Origin of the sequence: Streptomyces sp. NPDC046805, assembly GCF_040645355.1 — a bacterium.
GTDB lineage: Bacteria > Actinomycetota > Actinomycetes > Streptomycetales > Streptomycetaceae > Streptomyces.
On sequence record NZ_JBEYYC010000051.1, the window covers coordinates 1 to 18,369 of the forward strand.

Sequence of the window (18,369 nt, forward strand, 5' to 3'; positions counted from 1 at the left end):
CAGGCCCGATAACTCAGACACGCGCGCAGACACCGAACCACCCCCTGGGACCACTACCCAGGAACCTACGCCCGAGGCCTAAAACAACGGCATTGCCTTTAGGGCGGCTTCTTTCGGCCCCATCGAGGTGACTCTAACTGGCCCCAGTTCGCGGATGATTCGTGAAGATCAGGCGCCGTGAGGTGGCTCCGGAGGGCGGTTTTATTTGGCACCGCTGGAACGGGGGTGGGCTGTTGCCTCGGGTCGATCGAGCGGTTGACGCCTTTTCAGTAGGTGCAGGCTGCGTCTGCAGATCGTGCTGATGGCGTTGTGCCCAGCGGACAGCGGGTGGTGCCGCCAAGCCCGTCAGCGCGAACATGGCTCCCAACCTGACGCTCCTCTGCATCGTCGGAAGCCCCGGCTACCGTTCGGCAATCACCGGATGCCCGGACACCGGCCGGACGTGGACCGCAACTGCGCGGGTGCGCCAGATCTACTCCTCCCGCATGTCGAGATAGTCGTCCAAGGGGGTCTTGATGTTCTCCATGACGAACGCGCTTGCACTGGTCGCGAGTGCACCGGCGACTGCTCCCGACGTCGCGATAAGAGCGATTTCAGGACTCGAGCTCGACGCGTCGCTCAGGGCGATCACGGCGTTCGAGAAGACCTACGGCGCGAAGTTCCCCAAGGCGGTGAAGAAGACCACCGATGACGTGGACGAGCTGCCGGCGTTCTGCAACTTCCGCGCCGAGCACTGGATTCACCTGCGGACCACGAACCCGATCAGTCGACCTTCGCCACGGTCCAGCTGCGGACCAAGGTCACCAAGGGCGCAGGCAGCCCGGCCGTGGCCCTCGCGATGGTCTTCAAGCTCGTCGAGTCCGCCCAGGTCCGCTGGCGGGCCGTGAACGCCTCCCACCTCGTCGCCCTCGTTCGCGCCGGAGCCCGCTTCGAGCGCGGCCACCTCGCCGAACACCCCGAGGCCGCGCAGTCTGAAGCAGGTCAATGATCCACAGATCGTGGCCGATCACAACGCCGAGGCCGGCAGGTCCATCCGTGCCAGCTTGGCCGGGTCGATTACGACCGTGATCTCGGTGATTCGGACGTCGACGATGGTGAACGCCAGGACCGAGAGCGGGGTGCCGTCGTCGCGCCAGGAGACGAAACCGGGGCGACCGCCCACAAGCGCCGGTCGACCCTGTGCGGCTCCGCCGGCGGACAGCCGCGTGCCGGCACCGGCGGCGACCTGGGTGGCGCCCAGGATGACGACCACGCCGTCGGGGGTGTCGACGGTCAGCTTCACTTCCGGGTCGAGTACGCGTAGCAACCCCTCGAAGTCGCCGCGCCGCGCCGCCGCCAGGAAAGCCCGGACCACTTCTCGCTGCTCCCGTACGTCACCCGCCGGTCGGTCGGCCGCCTGGACCTTCCTGCGGGCGCGGCTGGCGAGCATCTTGGTGGCGGCGGTGGACTTGCCGAGGATCCGGGCGATCTCGTCGAACGGCACCGCGAACAGTTCGTGCAGCACGAACGCCAGCCGCTCGCTCGGGCCGAGCGAGTCGAGGACGACCAGGAGCGCGAGGCCGACCGAGTCGGCGAGCACCGCGTCATCCTCGGGGACAGGGCCGTCGTCGACCGTCACCACGAGCTCCGGCTGACGGTCGTCATAGGACGACGCGGGGCGGGTCCGGCGTGAGCGCAGGACGTCGAGGCTGATCCGGCCGACCACGGTGGTCAGCCAGCCGGACAAGTTGTCGATCGTCGCCGGGTCCTGGCGGGCCAGCCGCAGCCAGGCCTCCTGGACCGCGTCCTCGGCGTCGACGTGTGATCCGAGCACGCGGTAGGCGACCGCGCGCAGCCGGTCGCGCTGGGCCTCGAACGCCTCGGCCACCGGGTCCGCCGGGTTGGTGTCGGACATGTTGTTACCTTCCTCGGGTCCGCTCCGTCATGGGTGATGACGGGCCCGGAAGGGCTCAGGTAACCGATGAAGGAGCAACGCACGATGGAAGCACGTCTGAAAAGCCAGGCCAATCCCGACGTCATGACAGCAATCCAGCACCTCCACAAGGCGATTCACGCCGGCGGCGTCGACAAGCGGCTGCTGTCGCTGGTCCATCTGCGCGCCAGCCAGATCAACGGCTGCAGCCCATGCGTCTTCGCCTCGACCCATTCGGCGCGGGCGGCCGGCGAGACGGACGACCGGCTGCACAACGTGGTCGCCTGGCGCGAAACCCCCTTCTACACCGAGGAGGAACGCGCGGCCCTCGCCCTGACCGAGGCCGCTACCCGGCTCCAGGACGGCGCGCCCGGCGTGACCGACGAGATCTGGGACGCCGCCGCCGACCACTTCAGCGAGGAACAGCTGAACGCGATCATCCTGGAGATCGCGATGACCAACTTCTTCAACCGGATCAACCGCACCATCCGGGAGCAGGCCGGCAAGACCTGGTGACCCAGGCGGGGCGTCATCCACCCGGAGACCGACCCTCTCCCGGCGGACGACGCCCCACAGGCTGGAACGCGACAGACACACCAGTCCACAGGTCTTGACTACGCCTCGCTGTAGGCATCCCAGGCCTCAGGACAGGTCGGTAGGGCCGATGACGGCGCGCGGCCATCGCATACCCATCACTTGAGGTCGACGGCGCGGTAGAAGAGTTCGCTGAGAAGGGCTTCGGAACGTTCGCAGAGCAGGAACTCATCCAACTGTGGCGACACTCGTATGGTGTGGAGCGCAGGTTCGTAAAGCTCCTCCACAAGCAGGCGAAGAACGGGGGCGGGGCGGTCGATCGCCGTGACGGTGCGGCGATCGTCGCCGCCTACGACGAGCCCGGACAGCTCGCCGCCCTTCTGTGCATGACCTCAGCCCAGGTCAGACCCGCCTTCGCCACCATCCTCGTCGGCGCCTCGATCCGCCAGACCGTAAGGCTCTGCGGCCTTTGAGGCCGCTGTCGGCGTACGCACAGAATCGACTGTCGGGGGCTGGGTGCAACGCAATTGAGCACCCACCTCGATAACCGCCCCTGTTTGTGCGGCCGTTCCCCTGGACACCTTGGCGGTCCCCTCTCGCTGCGGTGCGGCCATCGGCATCGGCCACCTTTCCGGTAGAGCTTCGATTCGGCGAGGCATCGGCGTGCAGCTCGCCGGGACTGGCGGCTTCCAGAAAATCCGGTTCAGGGTCTTTCCGGGTGCGTGGTGCACCTCACTCCCGAACTTGTTCATCATTCAACTAGCCGGGAGTAATGTCGCCTATGCCTGGTTCAAGGCACGCCATCGAGATCTGTTTGTACAGGTCACGGGGTGAGCAAGGAGGAAAGATCATGGGGTTTTGCATTGCGCGCCGGGCTGCCATGGCGGCCGCTTCCGTGGCGGTCGCGGCGGTCGGACTCCTCGCCGCAGGGGGTTCCGCCTCGGCGGCCACGCTCCCGGCCGGCGACCGGGATACCGTCGCCTCGCAGTCCGTGCGGCTCTCCGGAGCCCACGATGAGGGCTGGAATGACGCTCGGGTCCGCTACGGGCTTCACGTTCATGGGAGCCATGACTGGGACCGCGACGGCGGGCGTCGCCAGTGGGTCCTCGGCCAGGTTGACTGGACCCAGGGTCACCATCGCGGTGGGTACTGGGGCCGCGATGACGACGGTCGCCACCGCTGGGTCCTCGATCAGCTCCGCTGCGTGCACGACCGCGACGGTCGCCATCACCGGATCACGGTCACGGTGCACGAGGAGCGTTCACACCACTGGGACGGCCGCTCCCCTTATGGGGAAGACGGCCGCTGGGTACGCGACTGACCGCGGCGCGCGAGTCTTTCCCTGCGACCGGCTGCTCTGAGGTTCCCGGCGTCCGCCCCGATGTGGGCGGTGCATGGGCGGGCGAGGGCATGGTCGGCCGTGACGGGAGATTTGTGCGACATCCCGTGAGTTCCCCTGAGCCCCGCTGAGTCCCTGGGCGCGTGGCCAGGTGGTTCTTCCTCCTTCGTGTGCTCTGCTGGCTGGTGAAGTAACTGAACAACGTCCCGATCTCCGGCTCACTCGGCGGGATCCGCAGTTGGGCGTCCTTGGCCCCGCGCGGCCGCCGGCTGGGGCGGCGAGCTGGCCACCTGCCGGAAGTTCGCCCCCACCGCCCGGAACTACACCGCCTCGAAGCTGATGTCCCAGGTCGGCCTGCGGGTGAGCGAGGCATGTGGGCTCGACCTGGACGACATCAAGTGGGACCTGGGCCGCTTCGGCAAACTCCACGTTCGCCAGGGCAAGGGGGCCCGCGGCTCGGCGCCGCGCGAGCGGATGGTTCCGCTGATCAACGGTGCCGACCGGACACTGTGCTGGTTCATCGAGGACGTGTGGGGTCAGTTCGACGACGATCACACTCGCCCTGGTGCCCCGCTGTTTCCCTCCGAGCGCAAGAACACCGACGGCTCCGCCCGCCGGGTCGGCGACGACGCCCTGCGCAACGGGCTCGACAACGCGGTCGAGGCTCATCTGCCGAGCTGGACAGACAGGTTGACGCCGCACGTCCTGCGACATTTCTGCGCGTCCCAACTCTACGGAAACGGAATGGACTTGCTCGCAATCCAGGAGGTCTTAGGACATTCCTGGATCGCCACGACCATGCGGTATATCCACGTGCAGCAGACCCGGGTCGAGGACGCCTGGGTCGCAGGGACGGAACGGGCTGCAAAGCGGCTGGAAGGACTGGCCCGATGAGGTGGAACCTGCGGCTGACCGCCGCGAACAAGGGTATCTGGAAGGCGTCCGAGCTCCAGCGGAGCCTGGCCGAGCACGGCCTGGTGATCTCGGCCGGCAAGATGTCCGGGCTGTGGTCCGGCAAGCCGGTCTCGCTCAAACTGGAGGACCTGGACGTCATCTGCGTGGTCCTCGGCTGCGAGATCGGCGCCTGCTGATCCCTGAACCTGAGAAGGTCCACCGCCCCGGCCACCAGCGCCGTGACCAACTCGTCGCCCTGCGCTCGCTGTTCACCTGGGCCAAGCGAAACGGACTGATCTTCCGCAACCCCGCCAGCCGGATCAAGGTCGGGCGATACGAGTACGCCGTGCTGCAACCACTCGTCCCCGAGCAGGTCGACCGCTCCGTCGCGGCGGCCATCGCCCCGGCGACGCGGCTCATAGCTACATCGGCCGTGGGGGCCATCGGTACAGCCAATAACGGTAGTGACCGTTCCGCTTCTCGATCGAACAGGATTTCACGGCAACAGCCTTGGAATGAACGGCAGAGCGGAGTGCGGGCCTCTGCCGATCTCCGAGAACCGGTCGGTTCCCCTGCCCACCGGCGCTGACGCGGCGGGGCCTGCCGGAGGTGACATCCCCCGGCGGGCGGCGGCCCCTCCGGAAGCCGCTCGGACGGTTCCCAATGGGGCGAGGGTGACGACGCCTACCGAATCGCGTGTTCCGTCTCTACCGTCGTCTCATGAACATGACCAGAAGGCTCATGATCTTCGGCACCGTAACGGCTGCCGCTGCCGGCTTGCTGACGGTCGGGGCGCCTCCGGCCTCGGCCGACTCTCACTATGGCTGCACCTATCCGCGCGTTTGCTTCTACCTGACCGACGCAGACTTTCTCAACGACCATCCCACAGCCGCGTATCAGGATGTGACCAGCTACTACCAGAACCTCGGCTCGACCAGCCGCGGGGCCAACTGGGTGCTCAACACCCGCAACGACGACCGGGCGTACATACGGTACGTGGAAAACGGCCAGGTCAAGTACTTGTGCGTTACGCCCGACGACGGCAGTGGCGGCTCGATCGTGGAATTCGGCCCGTCAGAAACTGTCACGGGGATCCGGATCGATTGGGCCCCTACTTGCCCCTGAGTTTCGGCCTTGGGGACCAGTGGAACAGCCGTTACTGACCTTTGCGGCGTGATGTCGTTGGGGGCTGACGATGTGTGATCGTCGCGGTATGCCGGTTGTGTGAGATATCCGCAGGGTGGTGGGCTGACGCCTGAACGGCAGGCGTTTCGCGAGCGGATCCGGCTGGAGGCCGCGGAGCGATTTGCTGCGGGTGTCTCCAACGTCGAGGTCGCCAAGGACTTACGGGTGAGTGTGCGCTCGGTGCAGCGCTGGCGTCGGGCCTGGCATGACGCCGGCACAGAGGGGCTGCGGTCTGCCGGGCCCGTCTCACGGCCCAAGCTGAGTGAGGCCCTGTTCGCCGTGCTCGAGCAGGAGCTGGCGAAGGGGCCGGTCGCGCATGGCTGGCCGAACCAGACGTGGACGCTGGCGCGGATCAAGACGCTGATCGGGCGCCGGTTCCACAAGAGCATGACGCTGTCGGCGATCGCGCAAATGCTGCGCCGGCACGGCTTCAGCCACCAGGTCCCGGCCCGCCGAGCCATCGAGCGCGACGAGGGGGCCGTGGCGGGCTGGGTGAAGGAGACCTGGCCGCAGGTGGAAGGTCCGTGGCGGCGCTCGACGCCTGGCTGTGCTTCGAAGACGAGGCCGGCTTCTCGATGACGCCGCCCACCGCACGGACCTGGGCCAAGCGCGGACTCACGCCCGTTATCCGGGTGCGGGGACGCTCTCAGCGCCCCTTCTCCGTCGCCGCTCTGGCCTGCTACAAGCAAGGTGAACGCTCACGGCTGATCTATCGGCCCAAGCGGCACGTCGATCACAAACGCGGCGGCCGACGCAGTTTCGCCTGGACCGACTACCGCGACCTGCTCATCGCCGCACACCAGCAGCTCGGCGCACCCATCGTGCTCGTGTGGGACAACCTCAACGTCCACAAGGACCGCCGACTACGGGAGTTCATCGACACCCACGACTGGATCACCTGCTACTTCCTCCCGGCCTACGCACCCGACTTCAACCCTGTCGAGGGCATCTGGTCCCTGCTGCGACGCAGCAGCCAGGTCAATACCGCCTTCACCGACCCCGACCACCTCATCAGCACGCTCCGACACGGTCTCCGCCACATCCAGTACTGCAGCAACCTCATCAACGGATGCCTCGCCGAAACCGGCCTCACCATGACGACACCACGCCAACAAAGTCAGTAGGAGCCGAGGCCTTTCATCACAGTCCGAACAATGTTGCCGCGTTGTCGTGGCACACGGCTCGCAGCCACTCCGGCCCGAGGCCGAGCCGCTCCAGAGCGTGGAGCTGGTGTACGTACGGGTAAGGGATGTTGGGGAAGTCGGAACCGAGCAGGATACGGTCGCCGAGCCCGGCGAGCCGAGGCAAGGCATGGCGGGGGAAAGGCATGAATCCCTCGGTGAAGTCAGTGAACGTCATGGTGGTGTCCAGCCGGACCTCCGCGTACTGCTCGGCGATGCCGAGGAAGTCCCCGTACTCGGGCATCCCCAGGTGCGCGACGATCAGCCGTAGCTTCGGGTGTCGCGCCAGTACCTGTGCGATCGGCTCGGGGCCGGTGTGTTTGCCTGGAGCGGGACCGGAGCCGCAGTGGATCACCACGGGGACCTGGGCCTCGGCCAGCACCCCCCACGCCCGCTGGATAAGTTCGTCGGCCGGGTCGTAGGCCCCTACTTGTACGTGCGCCTTGAACACGCGCGCGCCCGCTTCGACGGCCTCTCGAACGTACGTCTCGACACCCGGCTCGGGGTAGAGGGTGGCGGTGTGGAGACAGTCGGGGTTGCGGTGGGCGAAGTCGGCGGCCCAGCCGTTGAGCCAGCGGGCCATGCCGGGCTTGTGCGGGTAGAGCATCGAAGTGAACGCCCGCACACCGAACTTGCGCAGCACAGCAGCGCGTTCCGCCTCCTGCTGCCGGTAGCTGATCGGCCACTCCAGTCCGCCGGTCAGCGGCCCCTGCGCGTCGAAGTATTCCCAGACCTTGTGCAGGACGCGCTCGGGCATGAAGTGCGTGTGGACGTCGATCAGTCCGGGAAGGCCGAGCCGGTTCCAGAAACGGCGGACCTCACCGGCCTCTTCATCCAAGGCCACGTCGCTTGTCGCGCCTCGCGAACTTGTGCAACTGACAGGTGCCATTCGGTGATCGTTCACGTCTCCCACGATCAGCCCTGGCGACGGGGTGGGTCCAGCCCTTGTCCTACTGACGGCGTGAGTGATCGGTCACCAGGGCCACTGATCTCGTGGGCGATGGCACGGACCGACGCCCGGTGCTCACGGCTGCCTTCACTTCGTCACGACAGCCGTCGGTCCGAGAGGCATCGTGCCGCCGCCGTCCTGCACGGCGGCTGGGTCGGGTTGCCGCAGCCGCACAAATATCTCTGCGCCTGGAAGCAGGCCGCCCTCAAGCGGGAGCAGACGCCCAACCTCGTCGCATTCCTCGCCTCCGACGACCCCCGGACGAATTCAACCGGGACTCTCCGCGCGGCGTCCACACCCCAGCGCCAACGGCTGCACCGATGCTCCCGGGATCAAGATCAACGGCTTAGCGTTAACCGCTGTACCCATGTTCCCCAAGGCCGGAGAACCGGGTCAGCGCGCTCACGCCCTGACCATGATCGTTCTCAGCGCCAACCGCTGTACCGATGTTCCCGAGGCCGATTTCACCCGAGAAAGCGCCCCCTCCTTGAGGGGCAGTCACTTCCTGCACCGGGTCAGGGAGCCGGTGCAGGAAGTCATCAGCCAGGGACGAGCTGATGACAACCGGGCACGATGGGGAGCTGTGCCCAGCCGCGGGGGATGCGTTCGCGGTCGCTCAGGGACGGTGGCGACCGAGGTACTGCCGAACGCCGCCCCCGCGGCCCCGTACGTGAATCGGGAAGCAGCCACCCGACGCTGTCCAAGCTCAGTCGTCGTTCACTCCTGAGCTTCGGAGTGATCGTGATCCAGGCGGTCCGCGGCGGCCAGCAGGAGCTCGGTGGTGTGCCGTACGTGGGCGCACAGGGCTGCCGCCGCAGCCTCCGGGTCCCTGGCCAGTGCCGCTTCGAGCAGGGCGCGGTGCTCCCCGGCCAGATCCCGGCCCGGCTCGTCGCCGAGCGGCTGCGACCACCGGCGGTAGAGCTCCGCCTCGTCCCGCAGGCCGAGGGCGATCCGAAGCAGTCGCTGATTGCCGCAGCCGGACAGAAGGGCCTCATGGAAGGCGGCGTGGGCGGCGGCCCAGCCGTCGTCGACGCGCTGGTCGTCGCCTTCGGCGGTGTACGGGGTGCGCTCCAGCGTGTGGTGGGCGGCGACGAGGTGGGACTCCCAGGACAGGTCGCCCTCGACCACCGAGCGGCGCAGCACGAGGGTCTCCAGCTCGACGCGGGCCTCGGTCAGCTCCCAGAGCTTCTCCCGGGACAGCGGTGTCACGACGAATCCCTGGTGGGGCTCCGACCGCACGAGCCCCTGTTCGGTCAGGCGTACCAGGGCCTCGCGCAGCACACTCACGCTCGCGTCGTAGTTCGCGCTGAGCACCGGGAACTTCAGTCGGTAGCCGGGCAGCAACCGGCCGCTGAGGATGTCGGCGCGCAGGCGCGCGCCCACGTCGTCACTCCGTGTCTGCTTCCCGCCCGTGGCCACCATGTGCCTCACCTTAGAGCGAGATCGAATCGTCGGCAAACTTTCGAAAGTTCATTGACTGGTCGAATTTCCTGGCTTACAACGGTGCCTAGCGCTTCGGCGACGACGCCGAAGACGACACCGCCTGGGAGCGTCTGAGATGCGTATGGCGAATGCGGCCGGCCGGCTGATGCTGCTGACGGATGACGGTTGGTCGGATGTGGAACGGGCCAGCCGCGGACTGTTCTCGGCCGATCCGCAGGAGGTCTACGAACGCTGGGACGAGTTCCGTCACTGGGCGGCTCACGCCCAGCCGACCGGTGGGGTGACGATCGACGAGTCCGAGCTGCGGTCTCCGGTCCCGCGACCGCGCCAGACCCTGGCGATCGGCCTGAACCACCGGGACCACGCGGACGAGTCCGGGTTCACCGTCCCGGAGAGCCCCCCGGTCTTCACCAAGTTCGTCTCCTCGATCACCGGCCCGTACGGGGACATCTCCCTGCTCGAAGGCAGCGTGGACTGGGAAGTGGAGCTCGTCGCGGTCATCGGACGCCGCGCCTGGCAGGTGAGCGAGGAGCGAGCCTGGGCGCACGTGGCCGGCCTGACCGCGGGACCGGACATCTCCGAGCGTGATCTGCAACTGTCCGGGCCCGTACCGCAGTTCAGCCTCGGCGAGTCGCACCCGGGCTCCGGCCCGATGGGCCCCTGTCTGGTCACCCCCGACGCGTTCGACGACCCGGACGATATCGAGCTGGGCTGTGCGATCAACGGTGAGGAGATGCAGAAGGGCCGTACCTCGGACCTGATCTTCTCCGTTCCGCAGCTGATCACCCGCCTGTCCGCGGTGCTGCCCCTGCTGCCCGGAGATGTGATCTTCACGGGCACGCCGGCCGGTGTGGGTCTCGGCCGGAACCCGAAGCGGTTCCTCGCCGACGGCGACGAGCTCGTCTCCTATGTCGAGGGCGTCGGCGAGCTGCGCCACCGCCTGGTCCGGGCCTGACAAGGGAGCGATGGCATGGGACTGCACCGCCTCACCTCGATCACCATCGGGGTGCCCAACGTGGCAGAGACTTCCCAGTACTACGCGGATTTCGGCCTGCGACCGACCGGTGACGGCGCCTTCGCCACCGTCGACGGCGGGCAGCAGCTGAAACTCGTCCACACGCCCACGAGGCGACTGGTCGAGATCGGCATAGGCGTGGACGACCGCGACGACCTCGACCGCGTGTCCGCCTCACTCGCGCGCCTGGACCTGGCCGGCGCGCGGACCGGGAACACGCTGGTGACCGAGGAACCCATCGGTGGCGTGCGAGCGGTTCTCGATGTCGCCGAGCGGCTGAAGCAGCCGCAGATCGAGGCCACCCCCTACAACGGGCCCGGACGGATGGAGCGGCCGGGGACGAGGGCTCCCGGAGTGTTGCGCGAGGGGGCCGTGCGGCCCCGCAAGCTGGGGCACGTCGTCATCGGTTCCACCGACCAGGAGGCCACGCAGCGGTTCTTCACCGACGGACTCGGCTTCAAGATCAGTGACTCCGTGCCCGGCATGGCCGCCTTCATGCGCTGCTCCACGGACCACCACAACGTGCTCGTGCTGTCCGCGCCGCTGAACTACCTGCACCACACGTCCTGGCAGGTCGACGACATCGACGAGATCGGACGCGGGGCGGCCGCGATGCTCGAGGACCATCCCGAGCGGCACGTCTGGGGACTGGGCCGCCATCACATCGGCTCCAACTTCTTCTGGTACCTGAAGGATCCGGCCGGCAACTTCTCCGAGTACTACTCGGACCTGGACTGCATCGTCGACGACGCGCTGTGGAAGCCGGAAGTCTTCGAAGGCGCCAAGGGACTCTTCAACTGGGGACCGCCTCCGCCGCCCTCCTTCCTGGAACCGGAAGACCTCGCCGCCCTCATGACCGGTGCGCACGCGCCCCGGTGACGGACCCTGATCACCTGGAGAAGAGAGAGCCCCTTTCCATGCGCACCATCGACACGTCCGTACTCATCGTCGGGGCCGGACCGGCCGGCCTCACCGCGGCCGCCCTCCTCGCCCGCGACGGCATCGACACGATCACGGTCACGAAATACCAGGGCACCGCCAACTCGCCCCGGGCCCACATCACCAACCAGCGCTCCGTGGAGGTCTTCAGAGACCTCGGGATCGAGGACCGCGTCCGGGCGCTGGCCACCCCCCATCACCTGATGGGCAACAACGTCTGGGCCACCAGCTTCGCCGGCCAGGAGTTCGCGCGGCTGATGACCTGGGGCACCGGCACCCTCCGCAAGGCCGACTACGAGGCGGCCAGCCCCTCCCAGATGTGCAACGCCCCCCAGCACGTCCTCGAGCCGGTCATCCTCGAGGCGGCGCAGGAGGCAGGTGCCGAGATCCGCTTCTCGACCGAACTGGTGCAGATCCGCCAGGACGAGGACGGGGTCCTCGCCACGGTGCGGGAGCGCACCACCGGTTCCGAGTACGCCATCCGGGCCCAGTACGTGATCGGCGCCGACGGCGGACGCTCCAACGTCGCCTGGGAGCTTGGATTCGCCTTCGACGGCGAGGCAGGACTCGGCGCCGCCGTGAACGTCTGGCTGGAGGCGGACCTCACTCGGTACACCGCTCACCGACCGGGCGCGCTGTACTGGATGTGCCAGCCCGGGAACGACTACTGGGTCGGCAGCGGCACGTTCATCTGCGTCAAGCCGTGGACCGAGTGGGTCATGCTGTTCATGTACGACCCCGCCGACGGCGATCCCGACCTCAGCGAGGAAGCGCTGCTGGCCCGTGCGCACACCACCATCGGCGACTCCGACGTGAACGTGAGGATCAAGGCGGTCAGCCGCTGGGAGATCAACCACATAGTCGCCGACGAGTACCGCAAGGGCCGGGCCTTCCTCGTCGGCGACGCCGCCCATCGTCACCCGCCCGCCAACGGCTTGGGCTCCAACACCTCCGTCCAGGACTCCTACAACCTGGCCTGGAAGCTCTCCGTGGTCATCCGCGGCCACGCCGGGCCGGAGCTCCTCGACAGCTACCACCAGGAGCGCCAGCCCGTGGGTCGCCAGGTCGTCGACCGCGCCATGAAGAGCGTGCAGGACATGCTGCCGATCTCGCAGGCCCTCGGATTCCGCCCCGGCCAGAGCGCGGAGGACGGGTGGGCCAGCCTGGACGAGCTCCTCAGCGACAGCGACACCGGGCAGCAGCGTCGCCGTGAACTGCGGGAAGCGGTCGAGCTGCAGAACTACCAGTTCAACTGCCACGGCGTGGAACTGGGCCAGCGCTACACGTCCGGCGCGGTGATCGACGACGGTACCCCGTACCCGCCCTTCGAGCGTGATCCCGAGCTGTACTACCACCCCACCACCCATCCGGGCGCCTATCTGCCGCACGCCTGGCTCCAGCACGGCACGGAGCGCGTGTCCACGCTCGACCTCACGGGCAGCGGGAAGTTCTCCCTGCTCACGGGGATCGGTGGCGAGCCATGGCTGAGCGCGGCGAAGAAAGTCGCGGCCGACTACGGCATCGACCTGACCGCACACAGCGTCGGCGCAGGGTGCACCTACGAGGACGCGCTCGGGGACTGGGCCCGGCTGCGGGAGACCGGGGACCGGGGATGCCTCCTGGTGCGGCCGGACCGGCACATCGCATGGCGCAGTCATGACCTGTCGGCCGACCCGGAGCAAGAGCTGCGCAGGGCCCTGGACGTGATCCTCGCGCGCGGCTGACAGCTCCGTCCGCCCGTCCCGTTCGCCCATCGATCCGGACTGCCGTCGCCCCCGACCGTGTACAGGGCCTCGCGGTCGGGGACGGCGCACGAACCGGCCCCAGGGAGGAACATGCGGCCGGTTGACGCGCTCTCAGCACTGAACTCCAGCAGACAGATCTGCTGGAGTTCAGTGCTTTCAAGAGGCCCGAGAAGAGCAGAGCGTGCCGCCTTCTCGGCTTGCCGTCAGGCTCGGGCGCGAGGCCGTTGCTGAGGGCTTCGGCGATCTTCACGACGCGTTCGGCCTGGTGGCGAGCGGCGTCACGGGTCTGGTCGCCGATGGGGTTGTTGCCCTGGGCGTCGACGTGGGAGGTGCCGTAGGGGTTGCCGTCGACGAACTTGACCGGGTCGGTGTAGCCCGGGCTGACGATCAGGCCGCCGAAGTGGTGGATGGAGTTGTACAGCGCCAGCAGGGTCGACTCCTGGCCACCGTGGGTGGTGGCGGTGGTGACGAAGCCGCTGTAGACCTTGTTGGCCAGCTTGCCCTGGGCCCACAGGCCACCGAGCGTGTCGATGAACTGCTTGAGCTGCGAGGAGATGTTGCCGAAGCGGGTCGGGGTGCCGAAGATCACCGCGTCGGCCCACTCCACGTCGTCCGGGGTGGCGACCGGGATCCCGGCGCTGGCGGCGGCGTGGGCGGCCCAGGCCTCGTTGGAGGCGATGGCGGCCTCGGGAGCGAGCTCGGCGGCCTTGCGCAGGCGGACCTCCGCGCCGGCCTTCTCCGCGGCTTCCGAGATCTCCTTGGCGATCTCGGCACTGAAACCGGTCGAGGAGTAGTAGACGATGGCCAGCTTGACGGGCGAAGTCACAGTTGATCTCCGTTCACTGCTGAGTGCATGTGCAATCGCGGCCCATGGCGGACATGACCGGCCGACACCCCATCGTTCTGGGGGCGGCAGCGGTCAGCCGCGAATCTGGTTGAAGCGTAAACCATATCCCCCGCAGGGTGTCGCCACTGTGGCGCAAACCTCGCCGGCCAGCTTTCGCATCTTCACCTGACGGGGCATCGTTCGCCGCCGGTGGATTCTGCCTCAGCGGCGTACCGGACGTGCCGATCAGAGCCGTCTACGAACAGGGGGTCGCAGCCTTGAGCGTCGTGTCCGACAACCGCGGTGTGGACGGCGGGGGCCTGGGGATGCTGCTCGCGGCCGGTCGGCTCGCTCGTGTCACCGGTTCTTCGTGGAGGAACAAGGAGTTCGCCCGCAGCACCTCGCCGGCGGAACTCGAGGTCGAGCCGGTGCCGCAGGGGACGCTCGCCGAGCGACTGAGGGCGGGGGGCTGCGGCATACCCGCGTTCTTCACACCCGCCGGGGTGGGCACTCAGGTCTCCGACGACGGGCCGCCCTGGCGCTACACCGCCGACGGGACCGGCCAGTGCGCGGGCCATGCGCGACCCGTACTGCCCGATGCGCAGAACGACCTGCTCCATACCCGGTACACGTCGTCGGCCACGATGTAGTCGAGGTTCAGCGCGGCCGCGCTGCCCAGACCGCAGCCGCTCATCAGGTCAACGAGCGACATGAAGGCGTCATCACCCGCCGCGCGTATCGCGCACCGTTGCTTGAGGGACGAGGTCGGCCGCGAGGGTCGTACTGCGGCGTTTTGACGCCGAGCAGCGGGTTGTCGGAGAAGATGCCCAGCCGATGCTCGTCGAGGAGAATCGCGCGCGGCTTGTAGACAGCGCTGGCCTGAGTGGCCGGTCTCGTTCGCGCTCATCAACACCTCGACGTGTGCCTGCCAGGCGCCGACGCGGTAACCGGATCCGAGCAGGCGCGGACCGTCAGACCGCGGAGCCGGTCGGGACGGACGGCCCGGCCCCTTGCCTCTCTCCCCCGGCGGTCACGGGCCGGCGGCCAGGGCCGCGTGGGTGGGCCGCCGGGCACCTGGGCCGGCCGACGGGCGGCGAACTCCTTGCGCAGCACGGGCAGGACTTCCTCGCCGAGGATGTCGAGCTGCTCCAGCACGGTCTTCAGCGGCCGCGTGGTCCACCAGGAACAACTGGCGCTGGTAGTCGCCGAAGGACTCCCGGAAGGTCAGCGTCTTGTCGATGACCTCCTGCGGGCTGCCGACCGTGAGCGGGGTCTGGTCGGTGAACTCCTCCAACGAGGGGCCGTGGCCGTAGACCGGGGCGTTGTCGAAGTAGGGGCGGAATTCGCGGACGGCGTCCTGGGAGTTCTTGCGTATGAACACATGGCCGCCGAGTCCGACGATGGCCTGCTCCGGATTGCCGTGGCCGTGGTGGGCGTAGCGCTCGCGGTAGAGGTTGATCAGCCGCTGGAAGTGTTCCTTGGGCCAGAAGATGTTGTTCGCGAAGAAGCCGTCGCCGTAGTAGGCGGCCTGCTCGGCGATCTCCGGGCTGCGGATCGACCCGTGCAGCGGCGTGCGGAAGCGTCCCTCCCAGTCCACGGCGTCCTCGCGCCACAACCGGTGCAGCAGTGCGTAGTTCTCGATGGCCAGTGGGATGCCCTGGCGGATGTCCTGGCCGAACCAGGGATAGACCGGTGCGGTGTTGCCTCGCCCCAGCATCACATCGACACGCCCGTCGGCCAGGTGCTGCAGCATCGCGAAGTCCTCGGCGATCTTGACCGGGTCGTTCGTGGTGATCAGGGTGGTGAAGATTCCGAACTGCATCGCGCTCACTCGTCCTCCAATTGGTTCATCCGATTGCATGCACACACAACACAATTCCCCTGGTGGCCTCTGGTGCCCTGTTCTCCCCCATGCAGCGTGTGACCTCGCTCGCTTCTCATCGGCGGAGGCCCGTGCCATGACAGAGGCGAGATGGCTCAAACGGCTCATGGGGTCGGGATCCGCAGCCGCATCACGGCTCCGGAGGCGACCGCGCCCACCGAAAGAACCCCGGCGAAGAGCAGGAAGGCGCCCGTGGCCGACATGTGCTGCGTGAGGACGCCGAGCCCGATCGCGGGGACCGCGAGCCCGACGTAGGACGACAGGAACAGGCCCGCGAGCACCTCTCCCCGCGAGCCGGCGTCGACGAGTCCGGCCACGGTCGACAGGGCGCTCTTGAACGCCAGCCCCGTGCCGATTCCCACGATCACGCCGCCGACGGTGAACATGCCGAGGTCGGCCAGGGCGACCCCGAGGCTGGAGACGGCCATGCCGAGCGGCAGCAGCACCGTCGAAACCGCCACGGTTCGCCGGGTGCCGAGCGAACCGACGGCAACCTGCCCACCCGCGGCGGCGCCGAAGAGGGCGAACACCGTCAGACCGGCCACGACATGCGAGTCGGTGCCGATCTGCTGCACCAGGAAGCTGGGAGCCAGCGACGTGAACAGCCCGAGGACCGCGAACGCGAACAGCCCCAGCAGGCAGGCGCCGCCGAATACGGCGCGGGCCTCACGCGGAACGGAGATCTTCTGCACCCGGTAGCGCGGTGCCTCCTCCGGCGGGTCGACCGTCTCGGCCACCAGGCTCATCCCGACCGCACCGATCACGAGCAGGACGGCGAACAGCAGATACGGCAGGCGCAACGGGGAGGGCGCGTACTCCGCGAGCAGCCCGGAGATCAAGGTGCCGAGTCCCAGACCGCCCAGGTTGGCGACACCCGCGACGACCTCCGCCCGCCGACGGGGGGCACCGGGCCGCGCCCGGGCATGCAGCTCCGCCAGGTGGGCGGTGGCCGTCGAGGTCGTCACACCGACCGCCAGGCCCGACAGAACCCGCCCGACGAGTAGACCGGTGAGGCTCTGCCACACCAGGAAGACGGCTGCCGAAGCGGCCGCCAGCAGCAGGGCCGGCACCAGGATCCGTCTGCGTCCGAGCCAGTCCGAGGCATGGCCGGCCACGTAGAGACTGACCATGACACCGACGGCGTAGGAAGCGAAGATGACGGTGATGGTCGCCATGGAGAAGCCGTCGCGTTGTTGGTAGATCGGATAGAGCGGGGTCGGGACGGTCGTAAAGGCCATGGCGACGAGGAAGGCGTACGCGGTGACCCAGAAACCCGCTCCATGGTCGATCAGATGCCCCTGGCCACCTCGGTGTCGGCCAGGGGGAAGGATTCCCAGACCAGCGCGGGTCAGATGCCCTCGTCCGCCTCGGTGCCTGCGCTGGGGATGGGTTCCGGCACTCGCGACGGCGGACTCCCGGCTGGACGGTGTCGAAGACTGACCGGACGGTGTCGAAGGCTCAACTGTGCTTCGCATTGGACGTCACCTCACATGTCGTAAACGTCCTGACCACGGTCACCCCCTGGCCTCACATCCGTCCAACAGATGATGGAGAATGGTTCCATCTCCAACAGAGATGGAGTCGCCGAGGCGAGGAGGGCAACGCGCCGTGGAACTGCGCCATCTCATCCACTTCGTCACCGTGGCCGAGGAACGGAACTTCACCAGGGCGGCACAGCGGCTGCACATCGTTCAGTCCGGACTGTCCAGTTCGATCCGGTCACTGGAGCGGGAGTTGGGAGCGGAGCTCTTCCGCCGTTCGACTCAGCCGATCGAGCTCACCACGGCGGGCAGGGCTTTTCTGGGCCACGCGCGGCGGACGCTCTCCGCAGCCGAGGCCGCGCGAGCGGCGGTGGAGGACCTGAGCCACCTCCTCACCGGAACGCTGCTGATCGGAACGATGCAATGGATGCAGTCGATCGGGCTGTCCAGCTGGATCCAGGCTTTCCACCAGGCGCATCCGGGCGTGGAGGTACGACTGCATCAATCGGGATCGCAGCGGCTGGTCGAGCAAGTCCGCCGCTGTGAGCTGGACTTGGCCTTCGTTTCCCTGCCCCAGCAGCCACCCCCCGGGCTGGCACTCACCCATCTGCTGACGGAACGGCTCGTCCTGGCCTGCCCCAGCGGCCATCCCTTCGCGAACCGCGACGCGGTGACCATCCGGGAGCTCGCCGACGAGCGCTTCCTCGACTTCCACCCGGAGTGGGGCATCAGGCCCCTCGTCGACCGCGCCTTCGCGTCGGAGGACGTACAGCGACGGAGTGTCTGCGAGGCGAACGACATCAGCCTCGTCCTCGACATGGTGCAGCACGGCCTCGGTGTCGCCGTGGTGCCGGAGAGCGCGGTCGAGCACCACCACCCCGACGTGGCGGTCGTGCCCATGGGGGGAACCCCCCTCTTGCGGGACATCGACCTCGTGGTCCCGACGGGCGGCCCGCACAGCCCCGCCGCCCGTCGCTTCCTGGAGTTCGGTCCCGAAGCGGTCCGGCGTGCGGCGCTGGGAGACCATCGGTGACACCGGGTGTG

At 68.0% G+C, this 18,369-nt stretch carries 15 protein-coding genes and 5 pseudogenes; 14 read left to right on the forward strand and 6 right to left on the reverse strand.

All coding sequences use genetic code 11. From position 1 onward, the window contains the following. Nucleotides 1–578: 578 nt before the first annotated feature. Nucleotides 579–988: pseudogene (locus ABZ910_RS34185) on the forward strand (transposase); the annotation flags it as partial. An 18-nt stretch (nucleotides 989–1,006) separates the two neighbouring features. On the opposite strand, the gene ABZ910_RS34190 reads toward ABZ910_RS34185, so the two are convergent. Beyond that, nucleotides 1,007–1,894: a sigma-70 family RNA polymerase sigma factor gene (locus ABZ910_RS34190; protein WP_361372959.1), complete on the reverse strand. Its 888-nt coding sequence runs from the start codon at nucleotides 1,892–1,894 to the stop codon at nucleotides 1,007–1,009. Nucleotides 1,895–1,978: 84 nt separating this feature from the next. Here ABZ910_RS34190 and ABZ910_RS34195 point away from each other — a divergent pair, with 84 nt between their 5' ends. The 8 genes and pseudogenes from ABZ910_RS34195 to ABZ910_RS34230 all read left to right on the forward strand — a co-directional run bounded on the left by ABZ910_RS34195 (nucleotide 1,979) and on the right by ABZ910_RS34230 (nucleotide 6,988). Then, nucleotides 1,979–2,428 carry a carboxymuconolactone decarboxylase family protein gene (locus ABZ910_RS34195; RefSeq protein WP_361372961.1) on the forward strand — a complete coding sequence of 150 codons (450 nt, stop codon included), beginning with the start codon at nucleotides 1,979–1,981 and terminating at the stop codon, nucleotides 2,426–2,428. 275 nt (nucleotides 2,429–2,703) lie between these two features. Then, the gene (locus ABZ910_RS34200) at nucleotides 2,704–2,919 is read left to right on the forward strand and encodes a hypothetical protein (RefSeq protein WP_361372963.1); all 216 of its coding nucleotides are present in this window, start codon (nucleotides 2,704–2,706) and stop codon (nucleotides 2,917–2,919) included. A gap of 377 nt (nucleotides 2,920–3,296) precedes the next feature. Next, a complete protein-coding gene (locus tag ABZ910_RS34205) occupies nucleotides 3,297–3,767 on the forward strand; it encodes a hypothetical protein (protein ID WP_361372965.1) in 471 nt (156 codons plus the stop codon). Nucleotides 3,768–4,067: 300 nt separating this feature from the next. Beyond that, nucleotides 4,068–4,679, forward strand: a complete 612-nt coding sequence (locus tag ABZ910_RS34210; RefSeq protein WP_361373003.1) for a site-specific integrase — start codon at nucleotides 4,068–4,070, stop codon at nucleotides 4,677–4,679. Beyond that, nucleotides 4,676–4,908, forward strand: a pseudogene (locus ABZ910_RS34215) (helix-turn-helix transcriptional regulator); the annotation flags it as partial. The gene ABZ910_RS34210 and the pseudogene ABZ910_RS34215, both read left to right, overlap by 4 nt. A 491-nt stretch (nucleotides 4,909–5,399) precedes the next feature. Beyond that, nucleotides 5,400–5,804 carry a hypothetical protein gene (locus ABZ910_RS34220; RefSeq protein ID WP_361372967.1) on the forward strand — a complete coding sequence of 135 codons (405 nt, stop codon included), beginning with the start codon at nucleotides 5,400–5,402 and terminating at the stop codon, nucleotides 5,802–5,804. A 99-nt stretch (nucleotides 5,805–5,903) separates the two neighbouring features. Continuing rightward, entirely contained in the window at nucleotides 5,904–6,443 is a 540-nt protein-coding gene (locus ABZ910_RS34225; protein WP_361372969.1) for a winged helix-turn-helix domain-containing protein, read from the forward strand. Beyond that, on the forward strand, nucleotides 6,440–6,988 hold the full coding sequence (locus tag ABZ910_RS34230) for a transposase (protein ID WP_361373005.1): 549 nt from the start codon (nucleotides 6,440–6,442) through the stop codon (nucleotides 6,986–6,988). The genes ABZ910_RS34225 and ABZ910_RS34230 overlap by 4 nt, the downstream gene beginning before the upstream one ends. A gap of 16 nt (nucleotides 6,989–7,004) precedes the next feature. Here ABZ910_RS34230 and ABZ910_RS34235 read toward each other — a convergent pair whose 3' ends face one another. After that, nucleotides 7,005–7,934: an amidohydrolase family protein gene (locus ABZ910_RS34235; protein WP_361372971.1), complete on the reverse strand. Its 930-nt coding sequence runs from the start codon at nucleotides 7,932–7,934 to the stop codon at nucleotides 7,005–7,007. Nucleotides 7,935–8,711: 777 nt separating this feature from the next. Continuing rightward, nucleotides 8,712–9,416 (reverse strand): GntR family transcriptional regulator, encoded by a 705-nt coding sequence (locus ABZ910_RS34240; protein WP_361372973.1) that lies wholly within the window; start codon nucleotides 9,414–9,416, stop codon nucleotides 8,712–8,714. Nucleotides 9,417–9,552: 136 nt separating this feature from the next. On the opposite strand from ABZ910_RS34240, the gene ABZ910_RS34245 reads away from it, so the two are divergent. The 3 genes from ABZ910_RS34245 to ABZ910_RS34255 are packed head-to-tail and all read left to right on the forward strand — an operon-like array spanning nucleotide 9,553 to nucleotide 13,115. After that, nucleotides 9,553–10,392: a fumarylacetoacetate hydrolase family protein gene (locus tag ABZ910_RS34245; RefSeq protein ID WP_361372975.1), complete on the forward strand. Its 840-nt coding sequence runs from the start codon at nucleotides 9,553–9,555 to the stop codon at nucleotides 10,390–10,392. Between the two features lie 15 nt (nucleotides 10,393–10,407). Then, complete coding sequence (locus ABZ910_RS34250; protein WP_361372977.1) at nucleotides 10,408–11,331, forward strand: VOC family protein; 924 nt, start codon at nucleotides 10,408–10,410, stop codon at nucleotides 11,329–11,331. 38 nt (nucleotides 11,332–11,369) lie between these two features. After that, on the forward strand, nucleotides 11,370–13,115 hold the full coding sequence (locus ABZ910_RS34255; protein WP_361372979.1) for an FAD-dependent monooxygenase: 1,746 nt from the start codon (nucleotides 11,370–11,372) through the stop codon (nucleotides 13,113–13,115). A gap of 235 nt (nucleotides 13,116–13,350) precedes the next feature. Here the strand turns inward: ABZ910_RS34255 and wrbA are convergent. Beyond that, nucleotides 13,351–13,962, reverse strand: a pseudogene (gene wrbA / locus ABZ910_RS34260) (NAD(P)H:quinone oxidoreductase); the annotation flags it as partial. A 146-nt stretch (nucleotides 13,963–14,108) separates the two neighbouring features. On the opposite strand from wrbA, the pseudogene ABZ910_RS34265 reads away from it, so the two are divergent. Beyond that, a pseudogene (locus ABZ910_RS34265) lies at nucleotides 14,109–14,522 on the forward strand (CoA-transferase); the annotation flags it as partial. 346 nt (nucleotides 14,523–14,868) lie between these two features. Here the strand turns inward: ABZ910_RS34265 and ABZ910_RS34270 are convergent. Together ABZ910_RS34270 and ABZ910_RS34275 are read right to left on the reverse strand one after the other, a co-directional pair. Continuing rightward, nucleotides 14,869–15,766: pseudogene (locus tag ABZ910_RS34270) on the reverse strand (LLM class flavin-dependent oxidoreductase); the annotation flags it as partial. A 182-nt stretch (nucleotides 15,767–15,948) separates the two neighbouring features. Next, nucleotides 15,949–17,319, reverse strand: a complete 1,371-nt coding sequence (locus ABZ910_RS34275) for an MFS transporter (RefSeq protein WP_361372981.1) — start codon at nucleotides 17,317–17,319, stop codon at nucleotides 15,949–15,951. A gap of 133 nt (nucleotides 17,320–17,452) precedes the next feature. Between ABZ910_RS34275 and ABZ910_RS34280 the strand changes: the two genes are divergently transcribed. Continuing rightward, the gene (locus ABZ910_RS34280) at nucleotides 17,453–18,358 is read left to right on the forward strand and encodes a LysR family transcriptional regulator (protein WP_361372983.1); all 906 of its coding nucleotides are present in this window, start codon (nucleotides 17,453–17,455) and stop codon (nucleotides 18,356–18,358) included. Nucleotides 18,359–18,369 lie beyond the last annotated feature (11 nt).